This is a genomic window from Sagittula sp. S175, from assembly GCF_049800975.1.
GTDB lineage: Bacteria > Pseudomonadota > Alphaproteobacteria > Rhodobacterales > Rhodobacteraceae > Sagittula.
This window is the reverse complement of the sequence record NZ_JBNAGB010000005.1, coordinates 145,681-171,464: the sequence shown is the minus strand read 5'-3', so window position 1 is coordinate 171,464 and position 25,784 is coordinate 145,681. Positions and strand designations below refer to the sequence as shown.

Genomic DNA, 25,784 nt, shown 5'->3' with positions numbered 1-25,784 from the left:
TCCGGGCAATTCACCGCGAACCGTGATCAGCCCGGAGGGTCCTCGTATGCCAGCCCGTTACCCCAGTTACCCATATGTGGAACCCGTCGCCGCCAAAGTGACGCAGGATGAGATCGACTCCACCATCGCCGATCTGCTTGCGAACAATCCCGGGGTCTGCCTGCGGCAGGGTCCGCTGGACGGGCTTTGCCGCGCCCTGAATGTGGATATCGAGTATTCCACCCCCCCACACGAAATGATGCTGGATGTCCCTCTGGAAAAACGTGCGGTGATCTGGCTGCCAAAGAACGGACGGCCGAAACATGACCGCATCGCCGCCGCCATCGGGATCGGCCATTGGATCATGCACGTGCCTGTCACGCGCGAAAAACACCCCGGATGCGGCATTCAGGCCCTGCATCGCCCCACCGACATGGCCGCGCAAAAGGAAGCACGCCGCTTTGCCTACGCGCTCCTGTTGCCAGCGGATGATTTCAAGAACCTCTGGTACGAGGGTCGCGGCGGCGCCGTTGCGGACGTTCTGAACGTGCCGACGCAGGTGGTCTATGAGCGCGCCTCGATGCTGGACCTGACGCAGCCGGACGGTGGCGGCGACAAGTACGAGTGGAAGGAACGGCCCGCAATCGGCGGCTATTGACGGCAGTTCCAACGAAAAAGGGCCGCCTCTGGCGACCCCTCAATTCATTTCGGCGCAGTGCCGTGGCACCCTGCGCGAGGTTCGGGGACACTCCCCCGATACACGCCTTACGCGTTGACGCTGTCCTTCAGGGCCTTCGCGATGGTCATCTTGACCTGCTTGTCGGCCTCTTTCTTGAACTGCTCGCCGGTGGCGGGGTTGCGCACCATGCGCTCGGGGCGCTCGCGGCAGTAGATCTTGCCAACGCCCGGCAGGGTCACGGCGCCACCACCGGACACTTCGGCGGTGATCAGATCGGTCAGTGCGTCCAGAGCCGCGCCTGCGGTCTTCTTGTCGGCATCCATCTTCTCGGCCAGTGCTGCCACCAGCTGAGTCTTGGTCATCGGCTTCGCCATTTCATGGTCTCCTTTACGCGCGCATCTGCTCTATGCTTTAGCGCCTGTTCACCGCCCATTTCCCTTGGGCCTATGGCGCGCATTAAAACCGGATATGGACGCCGAACACAATAATTCGTGGGTTCCTAGCGCCGGATATTGTGCATTTTGTAGCGGTTTCCCCCGCGTCAAAGGAACGCGGTTTCCTCGAACGACCGCAATTTGCGGCTGTGGATGCGTTCCAGCGGCATGTCGCGCAGTGATTCCATGGCGCGAATCCCGATTCTCAAATGCCGCGAGACCTGCGTCTTGTAGAAGTCCGAGGCCATGCCGGGCAGCTTCAGCTCGCCATGCAGCGGCTTGTCCGAGACACAAAGCAGCGTGCCGTAAGGCACCCGGAAGCGAAAGCCGTTCGCCGCGATGGTCGCGGATTCCATGTCCAGCGCCACGGCGCGCGACTGCGACAGGCGCTGCACGGGGCCGGAGGTATCGCGCAACTCCCAGTTGCGGTTGTCCACCGTGGCCACGGTGCCGGTGCGCATGATGCGTTTCAGGTCGTAGCCGTCCAGCTGGGTTTCATGCGCCACGGCACGCTCCAACGCGATCTGGATTTCCGCCAGCGCCGGGATCGGCACCCAGACCGGCAGGTCGTCGTCCAGCACCTTGTCCTCGCGCAGGTAGGCGTGGGCCAGCACGAAGTCGCCCAGAGATTGCGAATTGCGCAGCCCCGCGCAGTGCCCGACCATCAGCCAGGCGTGCGGGCGCAGCACGGCGATGTGGTCGGTGGCGGTCTTGGCGTTGGACGGTCCGACGCCGATGTTGACCAGCGTGATGCCCGAGCCATCGGCGCGTTTCAGGTGGTAGGTCGGCATCTGCGGCAGCCGCGCGGGCTGGCCGAGGTCGCCGTCGGGGGTGGTGATCTCGACATTGCCGGTAGACACGAAGCCGGTGTAGCCACTGTCGGGATCGCCCAGCGCCTCGCGCGCGTAGGCCTCGAACTCGGACACGTAGAACTGGTAGTTGGTAAACAGGACGTGGTTCTGGAAGTGCTCGGGGTCGGTGGCAGTATAATGCGCCAGCCGCGCCAGCGAGTAATCCACCCGCTGCGCCGTGAAGGGCGCAAGCGGCACCGGGTCGCCGGGCAGCGTCACCACCACGCCGTTGACGATGTCATCGTTGGTGGTGCCAAGGTCCGGCACGTCGAACACGTCCCGCAGGACGAAATCGGCCGCGCCCTCCTGCGGGACGGTCACGTCGGGGAAGTTCGCCACGGCGAAATGCACCGGCATGGGCGTCGAGGACAGGCCGATCTGCACCCGCCCGCCATGGTTTGACAGCAAAAGGCCGATCTGCTGGCGCAGGTAGTGGCGGAACATGCGCGGGCGCGTGACGGTGGTGGCATAGGTGCCCGGCCCGGTGACATGGCCGAAGGAGAGCCGCGAGTCGGTCTTGGCGAAACTTGCCACCGAGAACCGCACCTCGGGGTAGTAGGCGCGCAGGCGCTTGCCCGGGTGGCCTTCGTTCATGGCTTGCAGGAAGCGGTCGCGCAGGAAGGTCGCCGCCTGTTCATACAGCTCGCACAGCCGGTCAACTGCCGCACGGGGGTCGTCGAAAAGCTCCGGCTCGGGGGCGGCGGGGGTCTCGAGGTCCAGCTGTTCGACGGTGTCCTGCATGGTCTGATCTTTCTCTTGTTTTGCCGCTGACGTTGACAGCTTGTCGCAGGCTGTGCAACCGCAACGCGGGGACACGACGCGCGGGAACCGCATGGCCCCTTGCGGGGTTTGGCGCATATGAGCCCCTCGTTGACATATTACCCCGACTCGCGCCCCGGCATCCGGCGGGAACGGCGCGGGCGCGGCTTTTCCTACATCGCGCCGGATGGCACGCGGATCGACGCGGCCAAGGAACGACGGCGGATCGAGGCGCTGGCCGTGCCGCCTGCCTACGAGGACGTGTGGATCTGCCCCCTGCCGAAGGGGCACTTGCAGGCGACGGGCCGCGATGCGCGGGAACGCAAGCAGTACCGCTATCACCCGGACTGGCGGGCGTGGCGCGATGCGCAAAAGTATGACCAACTGGCGGCCTTCGGGGACTGCTTGCCGGGATTGCGGCGGCGCATCCGGTCGGTCCTGCGACAGTCCGAGGCAGGCGACCATGATTTCGCGGTGGCGGCGATCCTCGCGCTGCTGGACCGGGCGTCCCTGCGCGTGGGTCACGCGGATTACGCGCGCGAGAACAAGACCTTCGGCGCTACGACCCTGCGGCGGCGGCACCTGCGGCTGGACGGGGATGCCTTGCGGCTGACCTTTCGCGGCAAGGGCAACAAGCTGATCCGCAAGGAGCTGGGGGACGCCACTCTGAACCGGGTGCTGACGAGGTTGGGCGATCTGCCGGGGCCGCAGCTGGTGAGCTGGCTGGACGGCGACACCCCGCGCGCCGTGACCTCGGACGAGGTAAACGCCTGGCTGGCGGACTCTGCGGGCGACGGCGTGACGGCCAAGACCTTCCGCACGTGGAACGGGTCGGTCGCGGCGCTGGAGGCAGCCCTGCGCGCGGAGAAACCGACGATCAAGGGCATGGCCGAAGCCGCGTCGGAGCGGCTGCACAACACGCCGACCATCGCGCGCAATTCCTACATCCACCCGCAGGTCATCGCGCTGGCCCTGACGCCTGTCGCATTGGCCGATGCGCCCTCGGTGCGCGGTCTGCGGCGGGCGGAGGCGCAACTGCTGCACCTGTTGCGTTGACATCCCCCGGCGTGGCGCGTTCGATAGCGCAACCAAAGGAGGCCCCCCATGAACGCACCCAGCACCCGCGCGAACCTCGATCACTGGCAAGAGCGCGTCGACCTCGCCGCCGCCTTTCGCTGGACCGTCCGGCTGAACATGCACGAGGCGGTGGCGAACCACTTCAGCCTCGCCATCAACGACGAGGGCACGAAGTTCCTGATGAACCCCAACCAGGTGCATTTCCAGCGCATCAAGGCATCCGACCTGCTGGTGATCGACGCCAACGACCCCGAGACGCTGAACCGCCCCGGCGCGCCAGATCCCACGGCCTGGGGACTGCACGGCGGGCTGCACCGCCACTGCCCGCACGCGCGCTGCGCCATGCATGTGCATTCCGCCTATGCCACGGTGCTGGCGAGCCTGAAGGACAAGCGCCTGCCGCCGATCGACCAGAACTGCGCCACCTTCTTCAACCGCATCGCCATCGACGACAATTACGGCGGTCTGGCCTTCGAGGAAGAGGGCGAACGCTGCGCCCAGCTGCTGTCCGACCCGAAGGTCAAGACGCTCATCATGGGCAACCACGGCGTCATGGTCATCGGCAATACCGTGGCCGAGACCTTCAACCGGCTGTATTATTTCGAGCGCGCGGCGCAGACCTACATCATGGCTCTGCAAACGGGGCGCGAGCTGCACGTGCTGTCGGACGAAGTGGCGGAAAAGACCGCCTCGGAGATCGAGGACTACCCCGAGCAGGACATCCGCCACCTCGCGGAACTCAAGGCCATCCTCGACGAGGAAGGCTCGAATTACGCGACCTGAGACCCGCGCTTGCGCAACCACAGAAGGCGGCTCATGTCCCCGGCATGGCCGCCTTGTGAGTCTTGGCCGTAGATGCGCACCTCGCGCCAGCCCATCTCGGACACCTCCAACGCATCGACCGCCAACGCATACCCTTTGGCGTGCCAGTGCTCGGCATTGACCGAGATCACCGCCAGCCCGCCGGGGGCCAGCACGCGCAGCACCTCGGGCAAGGCCTCCGGCCCGACATGGCCATGGGTGAAGGTGCCGGAACAGGTCACGCCACTGTACGCGCCATTCTCCACCGGCAGACGTTCCACCAGGTTGCCCGTGAACAGCCGCGCGTAAACGCCCTTGCGCGCCGACACGTCCAACATTTCCTGAGACAGATCGGTGGCCTCGACTGGCCCCAGACCCAGCGCGACGAGCGCCTCGCCACACAGGCCCGTCCCCGCTCCCATGTCCAGCACCGGCCCGGTGCCACCCAGCGCGCGAAACAATTCGGCCACGCGCAGCGGCAGGACGTAATCCATGTCGCGCGCAAAGGACGTGTCATAGGTCTCTGCCCAGTCGCGGTAGAGCCGCAAATTATCGTCGGGGGTCTCCAGCCCGTAGGCCGCATCCAGATCCTGTGCCATGCCCGCCAGCCTGCCCGCGAACCAGCGTTCAGGCAAGCCCCGCCCCTGCTTCTTTGGTTTTCCAAATACCTCGGGGGGTGAGGCCCGGTCCGCGCTTGCGCGGTGAAGGGTCCGGGGGACCCTTCAAGGGCCGAACGGGGCGGAGCCCCCACCTGCCCCGGTCCGCGCGAGCGCGGTGAAAGGTCCGGGGGACCTTCCAAGGGCCGAACGGGGCAGAGCCCCAGCAAGGCGCAGACGGGGGCAGCCCCCTACCCCGCGGCCACACGACGCCGCTCAGCCCTTGCGCAGGCCGGTCTCGACCAGCAGGCCCTTGCGCTTGGCCTCGTAGTAATAGCCGCGCGCGTACCACTTGATGGCGTCGTCCCAATCGCCGTCCGAGACGATATAGGCGCCCTTGAGGTACTTCAGCGCGTATTTCAGGTTGATGTTCGCATCCAGCAACTCCTGGTTCGTGCCCTTGAATCCCATGCCGCGCGCCGTCTCCGGCAGGATCTGGAACAGACCCCAGTACGGCCCGTTGCGGGCGGCGGGGTTGTGGGTGCTTTCGCGGATCGCGAGGCGGTGGACAAGGCCACGGGGCAGTTCGTAGTGGTCGGACCAGTGGTTGATGGCAGCCCTGAGCTCCGGCGTCTCGTTGGGGAACAGCGGCAGCGCGTCGGGCACCGCCTGTTCCACCACGGTCTCTGAAACCGGTTTCGTGGCGCAGCCCGCCAGCATCGTGGCCAGCGCCACCCCAAGGGCCACCGCGCCCACCCGTCCCGTCACTCGCAGCATGTTTCCCTCATGCAACATTTCTCACGACCGGCTTGATACTCTGGAAACCACGATCCGGGGAGTCCGGGGATGACGCATCGGCAATCACCCGCTCAGGGGTTGGGGGGAACCCGCCACCCTTGCCAAATCGCCGCCACGGGGCCACCTATGCGGCATGGACAAGACATTGCTTTCGCTGGGCCACGGCTTCTCTGCCCGTTTCCTCGCCTCGGACTTGCTGGCCGAAGGCGGCTGGCGCGTGATCGGCACCACCCGCTCGCCGGACAAGCTGGACGCCCTGCGCGCCACGGGGATCGACGCGATTCTCTGGGAACATGACGCCGTGGCGGGTGCCTTGGCGCAGGCCACGCATGTGCTGATGAGCGCCGCGCCCGATGCCGACGGCGACCCGGCCTTGCAGCTGATCGGGCCGGAACTGGCGGCAGCGGCGGATCGGCTCGACTGGGTCGGCTACCTGTCCACCACCGGCGTCTACGGCAATGCCGATGGGGCCTGGGTGGACGAGAGCGCGCCGCTGAACGGCCATTCCAGACGCGCCCGCGCCCGGATCAAGGCCGAGGCCGACTGGCGCGCCATCCCCGGCCTGCCGCTGCACAGCTTTCGCCTTGCGGGCATCTACGGCCCCGGACGCGGCCCTTTCGAGAAGGTCCGCAACGGCACGGCGCGGCGGATCATCAAGGAGGACCAGGTCTTTTCGCGCATCCATGGCGAGGATATCGCGCAGGTCTTGCGGGCCTCCATGGCGCGGCCGAACCCCGGTGCCGCCTACAACGTCTGCGACAACGACCCCGCCCCGCCGCAGGACGTGCTGAGCTACGCCGCCGAACTGCTGGGCATGCCGCCGCCCCCCGAGGTCTGTTTCGAAGAGGCCGAGATGTCGCCCATGGCGCGCAGCTTTTACGCCGACAACAAGCGCGTCGACAACACGCGCATCCGCGAGGAACTGGGTGTCGCGCTGAAATATCCCGACTATCGCAGCGGCTTGCGGGCGGTGCTGGCGGCCGAGGGCTGAGCCATGCCCGCGATCCCGGCGGTGGACCGCCCCTCCCCCGAAAGCCTGACCGATCTGCTGGCCGTGCTGCGCCCCGGACCCGAGGACGACCGCATTTCGGTCGAGGACGCGCTGGCGCGGGTGGGCAGCCGGTCCTTTCCTGCCGTGATCCTCGTGCCGGCGGTGCTGGTGGTCTCGCCCCTGTCGGGCATCCCGACGATGCCGAGCCTCAGCGGTCTGCTGGTGCTGTTCATCACTTTGCAGGTGCTGTTGGGGCGCAAACACCTGTGGCTGCCGGGGTTCATCACGCGCCGCTCGATATCGGCGTCCAAGATGACCCGCGCGCTGGACTGGCTGGCGCGGCCCGCCGCCTTCATGGACCGGCACAGCCACGATCGGCTGCGCTTTCTGGTGCGTGGCCCGACGCGAGTCTTCGCCTATATCGCCACGGCGGTACTGGCGGCAGGCTGGCCCCTGCTGGAGATCCTGCCCTTCGTCACCAGCTTTGCCGCCGGGGCGGTGTCGATGATCATGTACGGCCTGATGGTGCGCGACGGGTTCTACACGCTCTGGGGCTACGTGCAGGGCGCGCTTCTCTACGGCGCGGTGCTGATGGTCTGGGTGGGGATCGTGTGAGGGCGTAGGTCGGGGCTGTGCCCCGACTCGCCTCAGGCCCGCTTGTCCATCACTTCAACGCCTAGCGTGGTCAGCACCTTCGCCTCGATATCCGAGGCGTTCAGCTTGGCCACGGCGTACATGTCGCGGGGGCTGGCCTGGTCGATGAAGATGTCGGGCAGGACCATGGAGCGGTACTTCAGCCCCCGGTCGAACACCGCGTTTTCCGCCAGGCATTGCGCCACGTGGCTGCCGAAGCCGCCAATCGCGCCCTCCTCGACCGTGATGAGCGCCTCGTGGTTGCGGGCCAGTTGCAGGACCAATGCCTCGTCCAGCGGTTTGGCAAAGCGCGCATCCGCCACGGTGACGGAGACGCCGCGTGCCTCCAGCGCTTCGGCGGCGCTCAGGCATTCCGCCAGACGCGTGCCGAAGGACAAGAGCGCCACGCGCGCGCCTTCCTTCATCACACGGCCCTTGCCGATCTCCAGCACCCGACCGCGTTCGGGCATCTCGACGCCCACGCCCTCGCCGCGCGGGTAGCGGAAGGCGATGGGGCCGTCGTCATGGGCGGCGGCGGTGGCAACCATGTGCTTCAGCTCGGCCTCGTCGGCGGCGGCCATGACCACGATCCCCGGCAGATTGGCAAGGAACGCCGTGTCAAACGACCCGGCGTGCGTCGCCCCATCGGCCCCCACCAGCCCGGCGCGGTCGATGGCAAAGCGCACCGGCAGGCGCTGGATCGCCACGTCATGCACCACTTGGTCATACCCGCGTTGCAGGAAGGTCGAATACATCGCGCAGAAGGGCTTCATCCCCCCCGCCGCGAGCCCGGCGCAGAAGGTCACGCCGTGCTGCTCGGCAATGCCCACGTCGAAGGTGCGCGTGGGAAAGCGTTCGGCGAAGAGGTCCAGCCCGGTGCCATCCGGCATGGCGGCGGTCACTGCCACGATGCGCGGGTCAAAGCCCGCCTCCTGGATCAGCGCATCGGCAAAGACGCGGGTGTAAGAGGGCGCGTTCGACGGCGCCTTGTGCTGCTTGCCGGTGATGACGTCGAATTTCGCCCGGGCGTGGCCCTTGTCGGCGGCGTGTTCGGCGTGGCTGTAGCCCTTGCCCTTCTTCGTCAGGGCGTGGATCAGGATCGGCCCGGTGGCGCGCGCCTTGACCGTGCGCAGCAGCGGCAGAAGCTGGTCGAGGTCGTGCCCGTCGATCGGCCCCACGTAAGAGAACCCCAGTTCCTCGAAGAGCGTCCCGCCCACGGTCATGCCCTTGAGCATCTCCTTGGCGCGCTTCGCGCCCTCTTGGAAGGGCGGCGGCAAAAAGCCGATGGCCCCCTTGGCCACGGCCTTGAGGTCCTGGAAAGGTTGTTCGGCGTAGAGCCGCGTCAGGTAGGACGACAGCGCGCCGGTGGGCGGTGCGATGGACATTTCGTTGTCGTTGAGGATGACGATCAGGCGCTTTTTCAGATGGCCCGCGTTGTTCATCGCTTCAAACGCCATGCCCGCGCTCATCGACCCGTCGCCGATCACCGCGATGGCATCGCCAAGCCCGGTCTCGCAGGCCCCGCCCAGATCGCGCGCCACGGCAAAGCCCAGCGCCGCGCTGATCGATGTGGAGCTATGCGCCGCGCCAAAGGGATCGTAGGGCGACTCGGACCGCTTGGTGAAACCCGACAGCCCGCCCTTCGTCCGCAGGGTGCGAATGCGGTCGCGCCGCCCGGTCAGGATCTTGTGCGGGTAACACTGGTGCGAGACGTCCCAGATGATCTTGTCCTTGGGCGCATCGAACACGGCGTGCAGGGCAACCGTCAGTTCCACCACGCCCAGCCCCGCGCCAAGGTGGCCGCCGGTCTCGGAGACGGCGGAGATGGTCTCGGCCCGCAGTTCCTGCGCCACCTGCTTCAGCTGGGCGTCGGTGAACCCTTTCAGGTCGGACGGGTACTGGACGCGGTCCAGAAGGGGCGTTTCGGGTCGCTGGGACATTCGGTCCTCCGCTCGGTCACTCCTGTCCCCATGTAAGCCTTTGCTGCGCGCAGGCCAGTGCGGGAAAGGATCAGTTTCGGCGCGAGATAACGAAGCGGGCGGCCTCCCGCAAGCACTCGGCCCGCTCCCCGTATACATCCAATGATGTGCAGGCTTCGTGCACAAGTTCTGCAGCGCGACGTTTTGCGCCGTCGAGGCCGAGGAGGCTAACAAAGGTCGCCTTGCCGCGCGCGTCGTCCTTGCCAACGGCCTTGCCCACGGTCTCGGCGTCGCCCTCGACGTCCAGCACATCGTCCCAGATCTGGAAGGCAAGGCCAAGGGCGTCGCCATAGCGCCGCAGCGGTTGCGGGCTTTCGCCCGCCATGACCGCACCGGCGGTGCAGGACCACGAAATCAGCGCCCCCGTCTTGCCCGCCTGAAGCGCGGTGATGTCGGCCAGGGTCAGCGGTTCCGACGCGGTCTCTGCGGCGATGTCCAGCGCCTGCCCGCCCACCATGCCGCGCAACCCCGCCGCATGGGCAAGGCCAAGCACCAGGTCCAGCCGCCGCGCGGCGGTGCAGGCGGTTTCCGCCACCAGTTGAAAGGCCAGCGCCTGCAAGGCATCGCCCGCCAGAACGGCGGTGGTCTCGTCCCACTGGCGGTGCACCGTGGGTTTGCCGCGCCGCAGGTCGTCATCGTCCATGCAGGGCAAGTCGTCATGCACCAGACTGTAGGCGTGCAGCGCCTCGATCCCGCCCGCCGCCGGAGCCGCGTGGTCAGGGTCGATGCCGAACACCCGCGCGCTCTCGATCACGAGGAAGGCGCGCAGCCCCTTGCCGCCCTCGACGGCATAGCGCATCGCCTCTGCCACGGTGCCGGGCACGCCCGCCGTGGCATGGCGGATCTGGCCGAACGCCATTTCCCCGGCGCGCGGCAGGGCCTCGGTAAAATGGGGCGCGTCAGACACTTACAGCCCCTCGACAGCCTTCGTGCCCACCGGGTTGCCCTCGCCGTCGAGCGTGATCGCGGCGACCTTCTCTTCGGCTTCCTTCAGTTTCTGGTCGCAACGCTTCTTCAGCGCCGCGCCGCGTTCATACAGCTTGATCGAATCCTCAAGCGCCACGTCGCCGCGTTCCAGCGCGCCCACGACGCGCTCCAACTCGGCCATGGCCTGCTCGAACGACATTTCTTCCACGGCCATCTCGCTCATGCGCCCGCCTCCATCAGTGCCTCGACATGCGCCTTCGCCGAGGCGCTCAATCCGGCCAGATCATAGCCGCCTTCGAGGACCGATACCACCCGGCCCCCGGCTGTCTGCGCGGCGATCTTGCAAAGCTCGCGGGTGATCCAGCGGAAGTCATCCACCGTCCAGTTCAGGTTCGCCAGCGGGTCGTCCTGATGCGCATCGAAGCCGGCCGAGATGATCAACAGCTCGGGCTGGAAGGCGCGCAGGCGGGGAAAGGCCTCGGCCTCGTAGCGCTGGCGCATCTCGGCCCCGCCCGATTCCGGCGGCAAGGGCAGGTTCAGCACGTTGTCATGGGCGCCGCGCTCGTCGGGCGCACCGGTGCCGGGCCACAGCGGCATCTGCTGCGAGGTCACCAGCAGCGCACGCGCCTCGTTCCACAACAGGTCCTGCGTGCCGTTGCCGTGATGCACATCGAAATCCACCACCGCGACGCGGCTCAACCCGTGCGCCTCAAGCGCATGTTTCGCCGCGATCGCCGCGTTGCCGAACAGGCAGAACCCCATGGGCGTCTCGGTCTCGGCATGGTGGCCCGGCGGGCGCATGGCGACAAAGGCATTGGCCACGTCGCCGTCCACCACCATGTCCACCGCCTGACAGGCGCCGCCCGCCGCGCGCATGGCCGCCCGGAAGGACCCCGGCGACACCCAGGTATCGGCGTCCAGCTGGTGCTGGCCGCTGGCCGGAATGGCCGCGCGAATCCGGTCAATGTAGCGCTGAGGGTGGCAGCGGAGCAATTCCTCGTCGCTGGCTTCGCGTGCCGTGTGGCGCACCAGATCCAGCCCTTCAAGCGCGTGCAGCAGGTGCTCCAGCCGCGCGACGCGTTCCGGGTGGCCGTCCGGTGTCACGTGCTCCAGCCCATCCGCGTGGGTGATCAATGCCGTCGCCATGGACGCCCCTCCCTTGTGCTTTTTCTTGGTAAAAATATCCAAATTCCGACGCCGGGGCCAGAGGCCCACCAATCAGTCGGGCGCCAACATATATCCGGCCCCGCGCACCGTCTGCAGGTAGCGCGGCTGTTTCGGGTCGTTCTCCAGCTTGCGCCGCAACCTTGTGATCTGCACGTCCACCGCGCGTTCCTGCGCCTGCCCCTTGTCGCGGCCCAATTCCTCGACGAGGTTCGTGCGACTCAGCGCCTCGCCCGGGCGGGCCGAGAAGATGCGCATCAGCTGCGCCTCGGTGGCGGTCAGCCGCACGAGGTCCTCGCCGCGCCACATCTCGCCGCGCTCGATGTCATAGCGGATCTCGCCCAGTGTCAGCAGCTTGGGCGCGGATTCCTGCGAACCGACCTCGGGCATGCGCCGCAGGATCGCATTGATCCGCAGCAGCAACTCCTTGGGTTCAAAGGGTTTTGCCAGATAGTCGTCGGCCCCGGCCTCCAACCCCTTGATGCGGTCCTCGATCTCGGACCGGGCGGTCAGCAGCAGGATCGGCACGGTCGAAGTCTCGCGGATGCCAGCCGTCAGGCTGACGCCGTCCTCGCCCGGCATCATCACGTCACAGACGATCATGTCGAAATCCAGGCCCGACAGCAGTCGTCGCGCATGGGCCGCGTCGCGCGCGGCACTGACCAGGAATCCGTTCCGGATCAGGAACTTCTGCAACAGCCCGCGGATCCGCTCGTCATCGTCGACGATCAGCAGATGGGCGTCCGTCTCACTCATGTCTCACTCATCCACGGCCTTCCCTGAGCCTTTGATACTGAAGACGCTGCTCCGGGTCCATCATTGCTTCAAGCACACGACGAAAGCCCGCGACGGCCTCGGGTCCGGCATCGCGAAAGGCCGCGCGCATCCGCAGCCTCTGCGCGTCGGTCAACTCGCGCTCCAGCCGCTCGCCTTCTTCGGTTAGGTAAAGGTGACGCTCGCGCTTGTCGGTGCGCCCCACGCGGCTTTCGACCAGCCCGTCTTCGACCAGCGTACGCAACACCCGGTTGAGCGATTGTTTCGTGACACCGAGAATATTCAACAGGTTGTTCACCGTCGTCCCCGGCGCGCCGTGGATAAAGTGCAGCGCCCGGTGGTGCGCGCGCCCGTAGTGCAGCCCGGCCAGAATGCGGTCCGGGTCAGCGGTAAAGCCGCGATAGGCAAAGAACATGGCCTCCTGGCCCTGCCGCAACTGCTCATCGGTCAGGTACAGCAGGGTTTCGCCCTGCCCCGATCGTCCTTCGGACATTCTTGCCTCCGTCTTTGCAGGCATTTTAAGTCAGCCTTGTTGACATTCCAAGTCTGAATTGGTAGCCACGCGCGACTTTGACGCAACTTTATGTCCGCACCGGACGCGGTTTGCGCAACATTCACGAAAACGCCTGAGTGCAAACGAGGAGAGACGCGATGGCAGACGGAGCCTATGACGACCGCGACGGCAAGATCTGGCTGGACGGCAAACTGGTGGAGTGGCGCTCGGCGCAGGTCCACGTCCTGACGCACGGGCTGCACTATGCGTCGTCGGTTTTCGAAGGCGAGCGCGCCTACAACGGCAAGATCTTCCTCTCGCGCAAGCACTCGGAACGGCTGCATTTTTCCGCCTCCTGCCTCGATTTCGAAATCCCCTTCACGGTCGACCAGATCGAGGCCGCCAAGGAAGAAGTGCTGAAGGCCAACGGCTTCACCGACGCCTATGTGCGTGCGGTGGCGTGGCGTGGGGCGGGTCCGGACATGGGCGTTTCGTCGGCGCGTAACCCGGTGCGGCTGGCCATCGCGGCCTGGGCCTGGGGCAACTACTATGGCGACGCCAAGATGAAAGGCGCGAAGCTGGACATTTCCAAGTGGAAGCGCCCCTCGCCCGAGACCATTCCCGTGCATGCCAAGGCGGCCGGCCTGTACATGATCTGCACCACCTCCAAGCACGCGGCCGAGGCCAAAGGCTGCTCGGACGCGCTGTTCATGGATTATCGTGGCTACGTGGCCGAGGCGACCGGCGCGAACATCTTCTTCGTCAAGGACGGCGAGATCCACACGCCGCTGCCCGATTGCTTCCTGAACGGCCTGACCCGCCAGACCGTCATCGAAATGCTCAAGAAGAAGGGCCTGACCGTGCATGAACGCCACATCATGCCCGAGGAAATGGAAGGCTTCGAGCAGTGCTGGCTGACCGGCACCGCCGCCGAGGTCACGCCCGTGGGCCAGATCGGCGACTACACCTTCGAGGTGGGCGCAATCACCCGTGAGATCGCCGAGGACTACGAAAAGCTGGTCCGCGCCTGAGTATCGCAGAGACCCGGTAACGCGGGTCCCGTATTTCCAGAGCCCGGTCGCTTTGACCGGGCTTTTTACGTGGCGGGTCCGATGGGGTCACGATTCTTGAATTCAGGAAGAACTTTATACGATCACCCATGCCTCGCGTCGTCAGCAGATCCTTTTCTATCCAGACCCCGTCTTGGGCGAGGAACAGCCCGACCCTCGCGAACGCCGGGAAACACCTTGCTACAACAGACTACGCAGCATTGCCGTGTTCCCTTGAATGACAGAGTTCAATTCCACGACACGCGCCAACCGCGCCTCGATTTCGTCCTGGCACTCGTCCAGTTGTTCGACGATTCCGGCCAGCGCCGTCCCTGAGTTGTTCAATGTTGCGCTTTCGATCTTGCACATCATCCGGGTGCTGCTCAGTCCCGTCACATAGCGCTTCATGTCGAGGACACTGCGGGCAAAGCGCTTCGCCTCGGCCTCGACTGCGCCCAGCGAGTCCGCCGTTTCCTTCATGAAGTGCCCACGCATTTCCGTGCAGGCCAGGACCTCCTTGGACGGCTCGACTCCCTGCGGATAAGCGTCAGGGGTTGTCGTCATTTCCTGCTCGAAGATGTCGATCATCTCATCCTCGAACGCTGTCGCAAAACCCAGGAACTGGCCCTTGAGAATCGCGTCCCTGATCCGGGCAAAGACACAGGCTTCGCCGTCTACAAAGGTATCGACCCAGGTCGACATCTCTTCCAGCATCTGGCTGTAATTGACGGAGATCGCGCTTATCGGCCCACCCGCGCTCTCGAGCCTGGAGGCGATGATGCGCATGTTCATGGGAACCGTCCGGATGGCCTTGAATGCCTCTGTCATCTCGGTCGTCTCGGCGTGAACCTGTGCAATCGCGCGCGCCATGTCGTGGAAACGGCGTTGGAGCGGGTTGAGTTGGCGCCCCAATTGCTGCGCACGCGCTTCCGCCTCCGTCGCCAGTGCATGACTTTGAAACGCATCGTAGCTGTTGAACCCGGCGTCCTTCACTGCCTTCAGCAGTTCCTCCGCGCTGGCCGCTGGCTTCAGCCCATCTTCCTGCTCGCGTTTCAGGATGGCCTTGTAGATCTGCTCCACGCTGTCCTTGAGCGGAGACGCCGGCTTCAATCGAGTGGAGATAAAGCCCCCTTCTACAGGCGCAATCAGTGCGAAGACCCAGTAGTAGCGCCCATTCTTGCAGCGGTTCTTGACGTAGGCGCCCGTTGGCTTCCCGGCCTTGATCCGGTTCCAAACCAGTTCAAAGGCTGCTTTCGGCATGTCAGGGTGGCGAATGATCTTGTGCGGAGCGCCAAGCATTTCGTCCCATTCGTAGCCGGCTATACGCTGGAAAACGGTGTTTCCGGCCTTGATGATACCGCGTTCGTCGGTGCGGGAATAAAACAGCTCTGTCAGATGGAACTGCGCCTCAGACCCTGAATAGGTACTGTCGGCTGTGAAGCGCGAGGGCAGTTCAGACATTCGAAAAACCTCCGGAAGAACAGGTTCCTGCGCGCCACCTTTTTTCGACAGCGCATTTTCTGCGGTTCACGTCCATGCGCTCAGATGATCGAGCGCAGCATCGCGCTGTGCCCTTGGATGTTGGTGTTCAGTTCCACCACGCGCGCCAGACGTCGCTCGATCTCGTCCTGGCGCTCATCCAATTGCTCGACGATGCCGTTCAATGCGGTATCGGAATTGCCCAAAGACGCACTCTCGATCTTGCACATCATCCGGGTGCTGCTCAGTCCCGTCACATAGCGTTTCATGTCCAGAACGCTGCGGCTCAGTCGCCGGACCTCGGATTCGATCATTTTCAGGGAATCATGGGCCTCCTGGTCGAACTTTCTCGCCTCGCGCTCCAAGGTTTCCTTGTCTTCCATCAAGGCGGTCTTGTCCGTCGCACCGGCAATGTCTTTCGCGAACATCTTGGACATGTTGCTTTGCAGCGATGAGGCACAGACCAGGAACTGGCCTTCCAGAATGGCCGCCTTGATCCGCGCAAAGGTGCAATCCGGACCGTGTGCGAAGTCCTTGATCCAGGTCGACATCTCTTCGAGCATCTGGCTGTAGTTCACGGAAATCGCGCTGATCGGTCCGCCCACGTTTTCAAGCCGCGAGGCAAGGATGCGCATGTTCATCGGAACCGTCCGAATGGCGCGAATGACCTCCACCAGCCCCTCCACCTCTTCGCCCAGGTCACGAATGGTGTCGTACATCGCGAAAAATCGCTGCTGAGCGTTGGTCAAAGGCGTGTGCGACAGCTTTGCCGCCTGCTCCAACTCCTGACGCAAGGCGTGCCCCATGAAAGCATCGTAATCGCGAAAGCCCATGTCCTGCACGGCCTTCAACAAGCGCTCGCTGCTCTGGGCCGGTGTCAGACCGTCCTCCTGCTCTGCCTTCAGCAGCGTCTTGTAAAGCGCCTCGATCTGGTCACGCAGTTCGGACGTCGGTTTGACGCGGACCGACAGATACCCTTCGGGGATTGGCCAACTGAGCGCGATCACCCAGTAATACCGACCGTCCTTCGCCTTGTTCTTGACGTAGGCCACGATCTTTTCGCCACGCTGGATACGCTCCCACATCAGGTAGAACACACCCTTTGGCATATCCGGATGCCGGACCAGTTTGTGCGGCGCGCCCTTCAGTTCTGACCAGCCATACCCGGATATTCGCCGGAAAACGCTGTTCCCCTCGATGATGACCCCGCGCTTGTCCGTACGGGAGTAAAAGATTTCACCGGGTTCGAAAGGCACCTCGCCGCCAAGACTTGTGCGCGTTTGGGTGTTCAGTGACGTGTCATGCAGGCTCATGCCGGAATCCTCGGACGGTTTGCGCCAGCATCCGTCGCAATCCTTTGCGGAGTATGAAAAAGGGCGGGACCATCGCGGCCCCGCCCATCTTTCTCTGCATAAAATTGCCGAGTTAATCGCCTGTTAGGCAATCACCTCCATCACGTCGGGCTCATGCCCCGCAACCGCTCGGAGCGGCGACGCAGCATCTCGACGGCCGCCAGAAGGCAGATCGAAATCGCCACGAGGATCGTCGCCACGGCGAGAATGACGGGGCTGATCTGCTCGCGCAGGCCGGTAAACATCTGCCATGGCAGGGTTTGTTGTTGCGCCGACCCGACGAACAGGACCACCACCACTTCGTCGAACGACGTGATGAAGGCGAACAGCCCGCCCGACACCACCCCCGGCAGGATCAGCGGCATCTGCACGCGGAAGAAGGTCGTCACCGGGTTCGCGCCCATGTTCGCCGCCGCCCGCGTCAAAGAGCGGTCAAAGCCCACCAGCGTCGCCGTCACGGTGATGATGACAAAGGGAATCCCCAGAGCCGCATGCGCCAGCACCACCCCCGCCAGTGTCCCCTGCAGACCGATCCGCGAGTAGAAGAAGTACATGCCCGCCGCCGAGATGATCAGCGGCACGATCATCGGCGAAATCAGGATCGCCATGATCGCCCGACGGAACGGCACATGCTCAGACGAAAGCCCGATTGCGGCCAGTGTCCCGAAACTCACCGACAACAGCGTCGCCAGCGGTGCGATGATGAGCGAATTCCTGACCGCAGCCTGCCAATCCGACGAGTTGAAGAACTCGCGGTAGTGCTTCAGCGAATAGCCCGCCGGGTCAAAGTGCAGCATCTCCGGCGTGAAGGTAAAGAAGTTCTCGGCGTTGAAGGACAGCGGCATCACGACAAGGATCGGCGTGATGAGGAAGATGAAGATCGCCCCGCAGATCGTCCGGAAGCTGTAGTGCCACAGCACCTGCCCGGACGTCAGATAGGGCGGCAGCGGCACGCGGTAGCGCCCCATGCCGACCCAGTAGATCAGCACGCCGAAGATGTAGCCAAAGATGGCACCCATCACGGCTCCTGGCACTTCGCTCAGCACCCAGCCCAGCACGGCAAAACCGACCACGATGGCCCATTTCACAGCCGTTTCGAGCTTTGCATCGACCGACATCGCCCCAGCGGCCAGGACCGCGAGCAGGATGAAGCCCACGACGATCCCGGTCAGCACCGAGCCATGGGCAGCCCCGACGAACACCCCGGCCAGCGCGCCGAAGCCTCCCATGACGGCGGCGGTGAAGCCCAGCGGTTTCTTGATGGCTTGTGATTCAACAGCCATGGATCAGCCCCCCAGCTTCACGTTGTCGATGCCGACGATCTTGTCGTAGGCCCAGTAGAGGATGAGCACGACCGCCAGCAGGATCGTCCCCAGCGCGGCCGCGAGGCCCCAGTTCAGCGAAGACGAGATGTGGTAGGCGATACGGTTCGAGATGAACGTGCCGGTGGTGCCGCCGACAATCTCCGGCGTGATGTAATAGCCGATGGCGAGGATGAACACGAGGATCGACCCCGCCCCGATGCCCGGAACCGACTGCGGGAAGTAGACCCGCCAGAAGGACGTCCAGTTCGTCGCACCCAGCGATTTCGCCGCGCGGACGTAATAGGGCGGGATGGTCGACATCACCGAATACATCGGCAGGATCATGAAGGGCAGCAGGATGTGCGTCATGGCGATGATCGTGCCCAGCTGGTTGTTGATCATCACAAGCCGGTTGGCATCGTCCACCAGCCCGATCCAGACCAGCACGTCGTTGATGACGCCCTGCTGTTGCAGCATGACCTTCCAGGCCGAGGTCCGCACCAGCAGCGAGGTCCAGAACGGCAGCAGCACGAGGATCATCAGCAGATTCGCCGTGCGCGCAGGCAGGTTCGACAGCAGGAAGGCCACCGGGTAGGCCAGCGCGATGCAGCTGAAGGTGATGACCAGCGACATGAACATGGTGCGCTTGAACAGCAGGCCGTAGATCTGCTCGCTTTCGGGGCGCATCACCGGACCCTCGGGCGACTTCTGCATATCAATGGCATTCAGGAAGTAGCCGTCGGTGTAATTCGGCGAGTAGGTCTTGATCGTCTGCCAGACCTCGACATCCAGCCAGTCCTTGTCGATGTCCTGGAACGCCGCCTTGAAATCCACGGTCGGGAAATCGGGCGTGTCGACCAGTGCATCGGCGGCCTTCAGCATCTCGGCGCGCGGGCCGGTGTAGCCGGACATGTCGCCTGCCTTCAGGTCCTCGTAGAGCATGGTGTGCACCAGCGTCCAAGGCTCTTCCTTCAGCAGGCTCTTTTCCTCTTCGACCCGCTGGAAGCGTGCGAAGTCCTGATAAGCCTCGGAGGTCAGCGGCAGCAGGTCTGCCATCCCCTCGCGCAGTTCGAAACGGGGCAGAGCATCGCCCTTCTTCCAGGCGCGCGCCTTTTCAAGGAATGCGTCCGATCCCATCAACTCGACCCAGGGCTCGCCCTTGTCCCAATCCTTGTCGAGACCCTTGAATTCGTCCTGATAGACCTCGCCGATGTCATCCAGTCCCCTGCCCGACTTGCGGAACAGCGACGAGACGCCGGTCAATTCGTAGTTCAGGCGGGTGCCCAGACGGGTGTGCAGCTTTTTTTCTGCTGCGATGAAAATGTCCTCATAGGCGGCAAAGAACACGTCGTCACCGGGCAATTCGCCCGATGTGCCGTCCCAGTCCTCCAGTGCCACGACGGTGCGCGGCAGGGTCTCGGACACGATCTGGTTCTCGACCGAGCGGAACAGCATGTCCACGATCGGCGCGATGAAGGTGAGCAGCACAAAGATCAGCAGCGGTGCGATCAGCGCCAGCGCGCGCAGCTTCTGCGCCCGCAGCGCGCGGGCCAGCGACCGCTTCAGCGGCGTGCCATCGGCCGCCAGCATCGGGCCCTTCTTTTCTACGGATGTATCGGTCATTCTGCCCCCTCGACCACGAGGATCACGCTGTCCGCCGTGTTGTGGCGGATCTGGGCGACCTCCTGGTACTCCGGATCGTTGTAAGCGGCCAGAGCGGCCTCGTAGCTTGGAAATTCGATGACCACGTGACGGTCATGGGTGGTGCCCTCGACGACCTGCGACTGCCCGCCACGCACGATGAAGCGCCCGCCCAGCCGATGCAGGATCGGCGTGTCGCGTTCGACATATTCCCGGTACGCGTCCGGGTCCTTCACTGTGATATGGCCGATGATATAGCCCTTGGGCATGTGTCCCACCCTGTTTTGGGGTTCTTGTTGACCCGTGGCACCGCTGTCGTGCGCCACGGGCATGTTCATGCGCAGGTCGGGGTCAACCCCGACCCACCCGGCTTATTGCGCCAGCCAGGCCTGGAACTTCGCGTCGATGTCGTCGCGGTAGTCGGCCCAGAACTCGTAGTTGTAGAGGAACGTGTTCTGCGCGTTGGCCGGATCGGTCGGCATGTGCGGACCCATGTCGATGCCCAGATCGGCGTGCTGGCCAACCATCGGCGCCGAGGACTGGCGTGCCGGACCGTAGGAGATGTACTTGGCCTGATCGGCCAGACGCTGGGTGTCGGTGGCGAACTTGACGAAGTCCATCACGCGCGCCAGGCGATCCTCGGGCAGACCCGCCGGGATGATCCAGCCGTCAAGGTCAAAGACCTGCGCGTCCCACATCATCGCCACCGGCTGCTTCTGCTCTTCGATGACCGAGAACAGGCGACCGTTGTAGGTCGAGCCCATGAATACCTCGCCGTCGGCCAGCAGCTGCGGCGTGTCGGCACCCGCCGACCACCAGACCACCTGGTCCTTGATGGTGTCGAGCTTTGCCAGCGCCTGGTTCTGGCCGTCTTCGGTCTCCAGCACGTCGTAGACGTCGGCCTTGGCCACGCCGTCACAGAGCAGCGCCCATTCCATGTTGTTGATTGGGCGCTTTTCCAGCGCGCGCTTGCCCGGGTATTTCTCCAGGTCGAAGACGTCGCAGATCTGGCTCGGCGGCTCGGTGCCCTCGGGCACGAGGTCGGTGCGATAGCCGAAGGTCGTCGAATAGACGATCTGCGGGATGTAGCAGTCGGACACGATCAGGTCGCCGAAATCATCCGAGGCCGACGTGCCATCCGGCGCGGCGGCCAGCATCGCGTCGTGGTCGATTTCCATCGCCAGACCTTCGTCGCACAGGCGGATGGCGTCCGAGGCCACCACGTCGACCAGATCCCAGGTCACGTTGCCGGCTTCGTTCATCGCGCGCAGCTTGGCCACGGCCTCGTTCGAGGATTCGTCCCAGGTCGCGGTCACGCCGGGGTTCGCCTCGAGATAGGGCTCGACATAGGCCTTCTGCTGCGACGCCTGATAGGCACCGCCCCAGCTGACGAGGGTCATGTCATTGTTCATGTTGCCGTGGCTCTCGGCAAAGGCACCGGCTGCGGCGACAGTCAGTGCGGTCGAGGCCAGCAGTGTCTTGGTCAGTTTCATCGTCTTCTCCCTTTGCGCGGGGCGGGTTGGTCACCCCCCTCGCTGTTCACGGCGGCCCGGTTGGCTCCGGCACCCCCCTGTCGGATACACGGCCTCATGCCGCGATCCGGGACGTGTCGCGGGGCAGTCGAAACCGCCCCGCGATGTCACATCACTTCACCAGCCAGGACTGGAACTTGGCTTCCACGTCGTCCTGGTTGTCCGACCACCACTCGATGTTGTTGACCAAGAAGTTCTTCTGGTTCTCGGGGTTGGTCGGCATGTGCGGTGCCATGTCGATGCCCAGCTCGGCATGCTGACCCACCAGCGGCTGCGAGGAGGCGCGGGCCGGGCCGTAAGAGATGTACTTGGCCTGATCGGCCAGGCGCTGGGTGTCGGTGGCGAACTTGACGAAGTCCAGCACGCGGTTCAGGCGATCCTCGGGCAGGTCGGCGGGGATGATCCAGCCGTCAAAGTCGAACACTTCGTAATCCCACAGCATCGACACCGGCTGCTTCTGCTCTTCGATGACCGAGAACAGGCGGCCGTTGTAGGTCGAGCCCATCACGACTTCGCCGTCGGCCAGCAGCTGCGGCGTGTCGGCACCAGCCGACCACCAGACCACCTGGTCCTTGATGGTGTCGAGCTTGGCCAGCGCGCGGTCCACGCCGCCTTCGCCGTCGAGCACTTCATAGAGGTCTTCCTTGGCAACGCCGTCACACAGCAGCGCCCACTCGAGGTTCTTCTTGGGGCGCTTTTCCAGCGAACGCTTGCCCGGGAAGGTCTCGGTGTCGAAGATCGCGCAGACGGAGTCCGGCGTCGCGCCGTTCCACTCTGCCACGTCGTTGCGGTAACCAAAGGTGGTCGAGAACACGATCTGCGGGATGAAGCAGTCGTTGATCATCGACGGGCCAAAGTCGTCGGTCGCGGTCGAGCCGTCGTTACCTGCCGCCAGCTGCTCGTCGAAGTCGATTTCCATCGCCAGGCCTTCGTCGCACAGACGCTGGCTGTCGGGGCCTTCCACGTCGACGAGGTCCCAGGTCACGTTGCCGGCCTCGGCCTGCGCGCGCAGCTTGGCCACCGCTTCGTTGGACGATTCGTCCCACGTGATGGTCACACCCGGGTTCGCCGCCATGTAAGGCTCGGCATAGGCCTTGATCTGGCTGTTCTGGTAGGCACCGCCCCAGCTGACGATGGTCAGGCTGTCGGCCATCGGGCCGTGGGATTCCGCCACAGCCACACCTGCCGCGAGGGTCAGGCAGGTCGTCGCCAGAAGGGTTTTCGTGAGTGTCATTCGTATCTCCCTGATAACACCCGTTACACAAAGGACCGGCGTCCGGGTTGCACTCCCGGTCCCGTTGGTGTCCTCGCGGGTGCGCCTCTGCGGCGCACGCGGAGGCATTTGAAAGGTCAGGTCGCGTCCAGCGCGCGGCAGTCGCGCGGCAGCCAGCCGATGTCGATCATCGTGCCCGGTTGCAGCTTGACCTGATCCGGCGCGTTGCGCGTCTTGATGACGAAATCGTCGTTGCCCGCCACCCGCAGGCGCGTGCGGAAGATGTCACCCATGTAGACGAATTCCAGCACCTCGGCCTTAAGCGTATGCGCGCCCGGTTGCAGGCGGCCCTTGTCGATCTCGACACGCTCGGGGCGAATGGACACCTTGGTGCGTTCACCGACCTTGGACACGTTCACAGGGGTCGCGTCGATCACCTCGCCGCCGTCCAGCTTGACGACGCATTTGTCGCCCTGGATCTCCTGCACCACACCTTCCAGCGTGTTGTTCTCGCCGATAAACTGCGCAACGAAGGAGTTCTGCGGTTCTTCGTACAGCTCGTCCGGCGGAGCCAGCTGCTGGATGCGGCCATCGTTGAACACCGCGACGCGGTCCGACATGGTCAGCGCCTCGGTCTGGTCGTGGGTCACGTAGACCGTGGTGATGCCCAGCTCATGTGCCAGACGCGTGATCTCGAACTGCATGTGCTCGCGCAGCTGCTTGTCCAGCGCGCCGAGCGGTTCGTCCATCAGCACCAGCTCCGGTTCGAACACCAGCGCACGCGCCAGCGCAATCCGCTGCTGCTGACCACCCGAGAGCTGCGCCGGACGACGCCCACCAAAGGCCCCCATCTGCACCATGTCCAGCGCGCGCTTGACCTTGGCCTCGCGGTCGGACTTGCCCATCTTGCGCACTTCCAGCGGGAAGGACAGGTTCTCGGCGACGGTCATATGCGGGAACAGCGCGTAGTTCTGGAACACCATGCCGATGCCGCGCTTGTGCGGGGGGATGTTGTTGATCGACACGCCGTCCAGCTTGATCTCGCCGTAAGTGGCTGTCTCGAAGCCCGCCAGCATCATCAGGCAGGTCGTCTTGCCAGACCCGGACGGTCCGAGCATCGTCAGAAACTCGCCCTTCGGCATGGAGAGGTTGAGGTCTTTTACGACCAGCGTCTCGCCGTCGTAACTCTTTTGAACGCGCTCAAAGGCGACGAACGCATCGCCGTTCGATCCATCAGCCAAAGGTTGGCTCCCCGTGTTGTTATCCCGCGGCTTTTGCCGCTGTACTTGGCCTCAGACTAAACCGCACCGGGGCCGCGACTGCAAGCATCTCCCCGGAAGCTGCTCAAACGCTGCGCAAATCCGGCACTTTCGATCAGGAAAACGGCATTCATCGCGGCATTCGGCGCGCGAAATCCGACGCGGCAGGCGAATTGCCTGCGGACATTTCGCGTCAATCGCAGGCGTTCCGTTGACCGGTCGCTCAAAAGCCGCCGCAAAGGTTGCACCTTCGGTGCAGCCAGTGCCTTGAAATCACGCAAAACCCTCGCCTCGGCGATCAGATTTCGCCCGTTCAGAATAAAGCCGCGGGTCAACACGCCACTTTTGGGCGCAGACCTCTGCGGTAGCGTTACCAGCCCTCGTCAGCGACTCACCGGGTAACATCCGGCAACACCGATTCGCCGCGAGACCAGCCTGATCCGGCGTCGGATCCGGTCGATCTGACGCGCGTCACGCCCCCTCAGCCCCTCCAAACCACGCCGCTTTGCCTGTCGCTGGCCCCTCGGTCGCGCGCCCTGCGGCGACCTCGGAGCTCCTTGGACCGGATGCCGCGCCACGCTTGCCCCCCGCCCTTGCGCACATGGCCCTGGCGAAAAAAGCGGCAGGGCTGGCGACGAACGTCATCCCATGTCGCTTTCGGACAGCCCCGGCGCGCTGAAAACGCTTTGCTGGGGGTCTACCGCCAAAGGAGACCTCCATGCCCAAGGCCCTGCCCTTCAGCCGCGCCGAATACAGCCGTCGTTTGACCAAGGTCCGCGCCGCCATGTCCGCACGCGACCTCGACGTTCTGCTGGTCACTGACCCATCGAACATGGCCTGGCTGACCGGCTACGACGGCTGGTCCTTCTACGTCCATCAGGGCGTGCTGGTCTTCCCGGATGCCGATCCGATCTGGTGGGGCCGCCACATGGACGGCGCGGGCGCGCTGCGCACCGTCTGGATGGACGATGACCGCATCGCCCGCTACGACGACAGTTACATCCAGTCGACCGAACGCCATCCCATGCAGGACCTCGCCGCACGCCTGTCCGACCTCGGGCTCGATCACGCGCACATCGGCGTCGAACTTGAAAACTACTACTTCTCCGCCAAGGCCTGGCTGACCCTGCGCAACGCCCTGCCCGCCGCGCATTTCGAAGACGCCACCGCATTGGTGAACTGGCAGCGCACGGTGAAAAGCGACGAGGAACTGGCCTACATCCGCGCCGCCGCCCGCATCTCCGAGAAGATCATCGACGGCCTTCTGGAGCGCGTCGAACCGGGCATCCCCAAAAACGAAGTGGTGGCCGAGGCCTATCGCGACGCCATCCGCGGCACCGAAGGCCAATGGGGCGACTACCCCGCCATCGTGCCGCTTCTGCCCTCAGGCGCGGATGCCTCCGCCTCGCACCTGACCTGGGACGGGCGGCCCTTCGTGTCCGGCGAGGCAACGTTCTTCGAGATCTCCGGCTGCGTGCGTCGCTACCATGCGCCCTTCTGCCGGACGATCTACCTCGGCACGCCGCCCGACGACATCCTGCGCGCGGAAACCGCGGTGGCCGAAGGTATCGAGGCCGGCCTGCAGGCGGCCCGCGCCGGGAACCGTGCCTGCGACATCGCCAATGCGCTGGGAGAGACGCTGAAGAAGCACGGCATCGACCGGACGGGACGCTGCGGCTACCCCATCGGCCTCAGCTATCCCCCGGATTGGGGCGAGCGCACCATATCGATTCGCCCCGAGGACGAAAGCGTCCTCGAACCCGGCATGACCTTCCACTTCATGCCCGGCCTGTGGATGGACGACTGGGGGCTGGAGATCACCGAAACCATCCTGATCCGCGAAGACGGCGCGGCGGAATGCCTGTGTGACCGGCCCCGCAAGCTGTTCGTGAAATAGTTTCGCCGCGCTGCGCGCGTCGATCCACGCGCGCGCCTTCGGCGCGCGCCGGGGGGGGGGGGGGGGGGGGGGGGGGCGCGCCGCGCGCCCGGCGCCAGCGGAAAAGAAACAGCACACGGACGG

At 64.7% G+C, this 25,784-nt stretch carries 26 protein-coding genes; 7 read left to right on the top strand and 19 right to left on the bottom strand.

Translation table 11 applies throughout. From position 1 onward, the window contains the following. The first annotated feature begins 46 nt into the window (after window positions 1-46). Window positions 47-637: an ImmA/IrrE family metallo-endopeptidase gene (locus tag ACP16H_RS08690; protein WP_425071889.1), complete on the top strand. Its 591-nt coding sequence runs from the start codon at window positions 47-49 to the stop codon at window positions 635-637. 107 nt (window positions 638-744) lie between these two features. Here ACP16H_RS08690 and ACP16H_RS08685 read toward each other — a convergent pair whose 3' ends face one another. Together ACP16H_RS08685 and ACP16H_RS08680 are read right to left on the bottom strand one after the other, a co-directional pair. After that, window positions 745-1,032, bottom strand: coding sequence for an HU family DNA-binding protein (locus tag ACP16H_RS08685; RefSeq protein WP_425071888.1), 288 nt, complete (start codon window positions 1,030-1,032; stop codon window positions 745-747). A 167-nt stretch (window positions 1,033-1,199) separates the two neighbouring features. Continuing rightward, window positions 1,200-2,684, bottom strand: a complete 1,485-nt coding sequence (locus tag ACP16H_RS08680) for an AMP nucleosidase (RefSeq protein WP_425071887.1) — start codon at window positions 2,682-2,684, stop codon at window positions 1,200-1,202. Between the two features lie 117 nt (window positions 2,685-2,801). Between ACP16H_RS08680 and ACP16H_RS08675 the strand changes: the two genes are divergently transcribed. Both ACP16H_RS08675 and ACP16H_RS08670 read left to right on the top strand, forming a co-directional pair. Next, complete coding sequence (locus tag ACP16H_RS08675) at window positions 2,802-3,758, top strand: DNA topoisomerase IB (protein WP_425071886.1); 957 nt, start codon at window positions 2,802-2,804, stop codon at window positions 3,756-3,758. A gap of 48 nt (window positions 3,759-3,806) precedes the next feature. Further along, the gene (locus ACP16H_RS08670) at window positions 3,807-4,562 is read left to right on the top strand and encodes a class II aldolase and adducin N-terminal domain-containing protein (protein WP_425071885.1); all 756 of its coding nucleotides are present in this window, start codon (window positions 3,807-3,809) and stop codon (window positions 4,560-4,562) included. Here ACP16H_RS08670 and ACP16H_RS08665 read toward each other — a convergent pair. Both ACP16H_RS08665 and ACP16H_RS08660 read right to left on the bottom strand, forming a co-directional pair. Next, window positions 4,550-5,215, bottom strand: a complete 666-nt coding sequence (locus ACP16H_RS08665) for a class I SAM-dependent DNA methyltransferase (RefSeq protein WP_425071884.1) — start codon at window positions 5,213-5,215, stop codon at window positions 4,550-4,552. The genes ACP16H_RS08670 and ACP16H_RS08665 overlap by 13 nt on opposite strands. 237 nt (window positions 5,216-5,452) lie before the next feature. Next, a complete protein-coding gene (locus tag ACP16H_RS08660) occupies window positions 5,453-5,953 on the bottom strand; it encodes a transglycosylase SLT domain-containing protein (RefSeq protein ID WP_425071883.1) in 501 nt (166 codons plus the stop codon). 154 nt (window positions 5,954-6,107) lie between these two features. On the opposite strand from ACP16H_RS08660, the gene ACP16H_RS08655 reads away from it, so the two are divergent. After that, a complete protein-coding gene (locus ACP16H_RS08655) occupies window positions 6,108-6,965 on the top strand; it encodes an SDR family oxidoreductase (RefSeq protein WP_425071882.1) in 858 nt (285 codons plus the stop codon). 3 nt (window positions 6,966-6,968) lie between these two features. After that, complete coding sequence (locus ACP16H_RS08650) at window positions 6,969-7,580, top strand: exopolysaccharide biosynthesis protein (protein WP_425071881.1); 612 nt, start codon at window positions 6,969-6,971, stop codon at window positions 7,578-7,580. 32 nt (window positions 7,581-7,612) lie between these two features. Here the strand turns inward: ACP16H_RS08650 and dxs are convergent, their stop codons facing one another. From dxs to ACP16H_RS08620, 6 genes are all read right to left on the bottom strand, one after another. Further along, on the bottom strand, window positions 7,613-9,538 hold the full coding sequence (gene dxs, locus ACP16H_RS08645; RefSeq protein WP_425071880.1) for a 1-deoxy-D-xylulose-5-phosphate synthase: 1,926 nt from the start codon (window positions 9,536-9,538) through the stop codon (window positions 7,613-7,615). 70 nt (window positions 9,539-9,608) lie between these two features. Continuing rightward, entirely contained in the window at window positions 9,609-10,436 is an 828-nt protein-coding gene (locus ACP16H_RS08640) for a polyprenyl synthetase family protein (protein ID WP_425072007.1), read from the bottom strand. 48 nt (window positions 10,437-10,484) lie between these two features. Beyond that, window positions 10,485-10,727, bottom strand: a complete 243-nt coding sequence (locus tag ACP16H_RS08635) for an exodeoxyribonuclease VII small subunit (RefSeq protein ID WP_425071879.1) — start codon at window positions 10,725-10,727, stop codon at window positions 10,485-10,487. After that, window positions 10,724-11,650 carry a histone deacetylase family protein gene (locus ACP16H_RS08630; protein ID WP_425071878.1) on the bottom strand — a complete coding sequence of 309 codons (927 nt, stop codon included), beginning with the start codon at window positions 11,648-11,650 and terminating at the stop codon, window positions 10,724-10,726. The genes ACP16H_RS08635 and ACP16H_RS08630 overlap by 4 nt, the downstream gene beginning before the upstream one ends. A 72-nt stretch (window positions 11,651-11,722) precedes the next feature. Continuing rightward, entirely contained in the window at window positions 11,723-12,424 is a 702-nt protein-coding gene (locus ACP16H_RS08625) for a response regulator (RefSeq protein ID WP_425071877.1), read from the bottom strand. Between the two features lie 7 nt (window positions 12,425-12,431). Continuing rightward, on the bottom strand, window positions 12,432-12,935 hold the full coding sequence (locus tag ACP16H_RS08620; protein ID WP_425071876.1) for a MarR family winged helix-turn-helix transcriptional regulator: 504 nt from the start codon (window positions 12,933-12,935) through the stop codon (window positions 12,432-12,434). A gap of 158 nt (window positions 12,936-13,093) precedes the next feature. Here ACP16H_RS08620 and ACP16H_RS08615 point away from each other — a divergent pair, with 158 nt between their 5' ends. Continuing rightward, a complete protein-coding gene (locus ACP16H_RS08615; protein WP_425071875.1) occupies window positions 13,094-13,966 on the top strand; it encodes a branched-chain amino acid aminotransferase in 873 nt (290 codons plus the stop codon). 219 nt (window positions 13,967-14,185) lie between these two features. On the opposite strand, the gene ACP16H_RS08610 is transcribed toward ACP16H_RS08615, so the two are convergent. The 9 genes from ACP16H_RS08610 to ACP16H_RS08570 all read right to left on the bottom strand — a co-directional run bounded on the left by ACP16H_RS08610 (window position 14,186) and on the right by ACP16H_RS08570 (window position 24,099). Further along, window positions 14,186-15,445: a PAS domain-containing protein gene (locus ACP16H_RS08610; RefSeq protein WP_425071874.1), complete on the bottom strand. Its 1,260-nt coding sequence runs from the start codon at window positions 15,443-15,445 to the stop codon at window positions 14,186-14,188. 80 nt (window positions 15,446-15,525) lie between these two features. Next, complete coding sequence (locus tag ACP16H_RS08605; RefSeq protein WP_425071873.1) at window positions 15,526-16,776, bottom strand: PAS domain-containing protein; 1,251 nt, start codon at window positions 16,774-16,776, stop codon at window positions 15,526-15,528. A 140-nt stretch (window positions 16,777-16,916) separates the two neighbouring features. Continuing rightward, the gene (locus tag ACP16H_RS08600) at window positions 16,917-18,098 is read right to left on the bottom strand and encodes an ABC transporter permease (protein WP_425071872.1); all 1,182 of its coding nucleotides are present in this window, start codon (window positions 18,096-18,098) and stop codon (window positions 16,917-16,919) included. Window positions 18,099-18,101: 3 nt separating this feature from the next. Next, the gene (locus ACP16H_RS08595) at window positions 18,102-19,742 is read right to left on the bottom strand and encodes an ABC transporter permease (protein WP_425071871.1); all 1,641 of its coding nucleotides are present in this window, start codon (window positions 19,740-19,742) and stop codon (window positions 18,102-18,104) included. Further along, entirely contained in the window at window positions 19,739-20,029 is a 291-nt protein-coding gene (locus ACP16H_RS08590) for a DUF1330 domain-containing protein (RefSeq protein ID WP_425071870.1), read from the bottom strand. The genes ACP16H_RS08595 and ACP16H_RS08590 overlap by 4 nt, the downstream gene beginning before the upstream one ends. A gap of 102 nt (window positions 20,030-20,131) precedes the next feature. Continuing rightward, the gene (locus tag ACP16H_RS08585) at window positions 20,132-21,253 is read right to left on the bottom strand and encodes an extracellular solute-binding protein (RefSeq protein ID WP_425071869.1); all 1,122 of its coding nucleotides are present in this window, start codon (window positions 21,251-21,253) and stop codon (window positions 20,132-20,134) included. A gap of 151 nt (window positions 21,254-21,404) precedes the next feature. After that, window positions 21,405-22,526, bottom strand: a complete 1,122-nt coding sequence (locus ACP16H_RS08580; protein ID WP_425071868.1) for an extracellular solute-binding protein — start codon at window positions 22,524-22,526, stop codon at window positions 21,405-21,407. Window positions 22,527-22,642: 116 nt separating this feature from the next. Beyond that, window positions 22,643-23,746, bottom strand: coding sequence for an ABC transporter ATP-binding protein (locus ACP16H_RS08575; RefSeq protein WP_425071867.1), 1,104 nt, complete (start codon window positions 23,744-23,746; stop codon window positions 22,643-22,645). Window positions 23,747-23,802: 56 nt separating this feature from the next. Further along, window positions 23,803-24,099, bottom strand: a complete 297-nt coding sequence (locus ACP16H_RS08570; RefSeq protein WP_425071866.1) for a hypothetical protein — start codon at window positions 24,097-24,099, stop codon at window positions 23,803-23,805. Between the two features lie 383 nt (window positions 24,100-24,482). On the opposite strand from ACP16H_RS08570, the gene ACP16H_RS08565 reads away from it, so the two are divergent. Next, a complete protein-coding gene (locus ACP16H_RS08565; RefSeq protein ID WP_425071865.1) occupies window positions 24,483-25,661 on the top strand; it encodes a M24 family metallopeptidase in 1,179 nt (392 codons plus the stop codon). The last annotated feature ends 123 nt before the right edge of the window (window positions 25,662-25,784 follow it).